The organism is Salinimicrobium oceani (assembly GCF_012037645.1).
This window is the reverse complement of sequence record NZ_JAAVJR010001350.1, coordinates 1-322: the sequence shown is the minus strand read 5'-3', so window position 1 is coordinate 322 and position 322 is coordinate 1. Positions and strand designations below refer to the sequence as shown.

The 322-nt window shown below is 40.7% G+C and carries 1 protein-coding gene; it reads left to right on the top strand.

Going from position 1 to position 322, the window contains the following annotated elements:
• On the top strand, positions 1–322 hold a 322-nt coding region (locus HC175_RS22160), incomplete at both ends, for an insulinase family protein (protein WP_168140014.1).

The window sequence follows — 322 nt, the reverse complement described above, 5'->3', positions numbered from 1 at the left end:
CAGGAAAGATTTGCCAATGCAGGAGATTTCACCTTCTATTTTGTTGGTAACATTGAAGAAGCCGAGTTGAAAAAATATGCAACAACTTACCTTGCCAGCCTTCCCGGCTCAGAAGAAAAAGAACAGTACAAAATTCCTGATTTTAAACCTGATAATTCTTATCATAAGGAAGTAGTATATCAGGGAAAAGACCCTAAAAGCCAGGTGAGTATACAATGGACAGGAGAAACAGAATATGATGTCTCCGAAGATTTCGCACTGGGAGCTTTGGGAGAGATTCTTACGATCAAACTTGTGGAACAGCTACGGGAAGAAGAAGGCG